The organism is Actinomadura sp. BRA 177, from assembly GCF_013372625.1.
Classification (GTDB): Bacteria; Actinomycetota; Actinomycetes; order Streptosporangiales; family Streptosporangiaceae; genus Spirillospora.
Map to the genome: position 1 here is coordinate 1 of NZ_JABXFD010000651.1, position 1,549 is coordinate 1,549.

General features: G+C 77.8%; 2 protein-coding genes. One reads left to right on the top strand and one right to left on the bottom strand.

Annotation, left to right across the window (positions count from 1 at the left end):
• A partial coding sequence (locus HUX53_RS36280; protein ID WP_309237603.1) for a TetR/AcrR family transcriptional regulator occupies window positions 1-507 on the bottom strand: 507 nt, incomplete at its 3' end.
• A gap of 114 nt (window positions 508-621) precedes the next feature.
• Here HUX53_RS36280 and HUX53_RS36285 point away from each other — a divergent pair.
• A partial coding sequence (locus HUX53_RS36285; protein WP_217920322.1) for a hypothetical protein occupies window positions 622-1,549 on the top strand: 928 nt, incomplete at its 3' end.

The window sequence follows — 1,549 nt, forward strand, 5'->3', positions numbered from 1 at the left end:
GTGGTACAGGGGCGCGACGGCGGCGCGGACGACCTCGGCGGGGTCCGTGCCGGCCGGGACCTCGCCGCGCGCGGCCGCGCGTTCGACGATGGCGGCGGACTGCTCGTGGCGCCGCGCGTAGAAGGCGTGCAGGGCGCGGGCGGCGTCGGCGCTGTGCGCGGCGGCCAGCACGAACGCGCGGGTGACGGGCCCCTGCGCGGGGTCGGTGAGGCCGGTCAGCACGAGCCGGGCGAGGGCGCGCAGGTCGCCGGCGAGGGTGCCGGTGTCGGGGACGGGCCACGGCTCGGCGGCGGCGCGGCCGAGCACGTCGGCGATCAGGCCGTCGGCGTCGCCCCAGCGCCGGTAGACGGTGGTCTTGTGCACGCCGGAGCGGGCCGCGACGCCGTCGACGGTGAGGCCGGGGTAGCCGTGCTCGGCGAGTTCGGCGAGCGTCGCGTCCCGGACGGCGTCGCGCACCCGCGCGGTGCGGCCGCCGGGCCGGACGGTCCCGGGCTCCGCACCGGTCACCGGTTGCCCCTGCGGCGTCGGACGGATCTCACGCCCCCACTCTAACGCAACACCGGTTGCGTTAACCTCGCCGCCGGGCGGAAACAGCTGATGAGGGACGAGGGGGGACGATCCATGCCGCAAGGTTCGCATGCCACGATCAGGGAGTACGCGGTCTCCGGCCCGGACGCCGGCCCGTGCGGCATCACGGCGGGACCCGACGGCGCGCTGTGGTTCACGCTCCGCGGCGCCGGCCGGATCGGCCGCCTCGCCCCGGACGGCGCCCCGGCCCTGCACGGCCCCTCCCCCGCCGGCCCGGCGGTCATCACGGCGGGACCCGACGGCGCGCTGTGGTTCACCGCGTCCCACGCGATCGGCCGGATCACCACGAGCGGCGAGGTCACCGCGTTCCCGGCGCCCGAGGGCTGCGGCCCGTGCGGGATCGCGGCCGGGCCCGACGGCGCCCTGTGGTTCACCCAGGCCCGCACCGGACGCATCGGCCGCATCACCACCGGCGGGCGGATCACCGAGTTCCCGCTGCCCGGCGACGGCACGGAACCGTCCATGATCACGGCCGGGCCGGACGGGGCGCTGTGGTTCACCCTCCGGCGGGGCAACGCCATCGGCAGGATCGCGGCGGACGGCGACGTCACCGTCCACGCGCTGCCCACCGAGGGCTCCGCGCCGGAGGGCATCACCGCCGGGCCGGACGGCGCGCTGTGGTTCACCGGCGCCGGCGCGGGCCATGTCGGGCAGATCACCACCGACGGGAAGGTCACCGAGTTCCCGCTGCCCGACCCGGGCGCGCGCCCGCACGCCATCACCGCCGGGCCCGGCGGGGACCTGTGGTTCACCGAGCGGGGCACCGCGCACGTCGGCCGCGTCACCCCCGACGGCCGCCTCCACGAGCACCCGCTGCCGGCGCCCGGCCGCACCCCGCCCGGCATCGCGCTCCGCGCCACCGCCGCCCTGTGGGTGGCGCTGGGGTCGGCGCCGAGCGCGATGCCGTGCGGTGGCCCCTTATACACAATCTACGCCGCCGACGAAAACGCAGGAGTAGCCA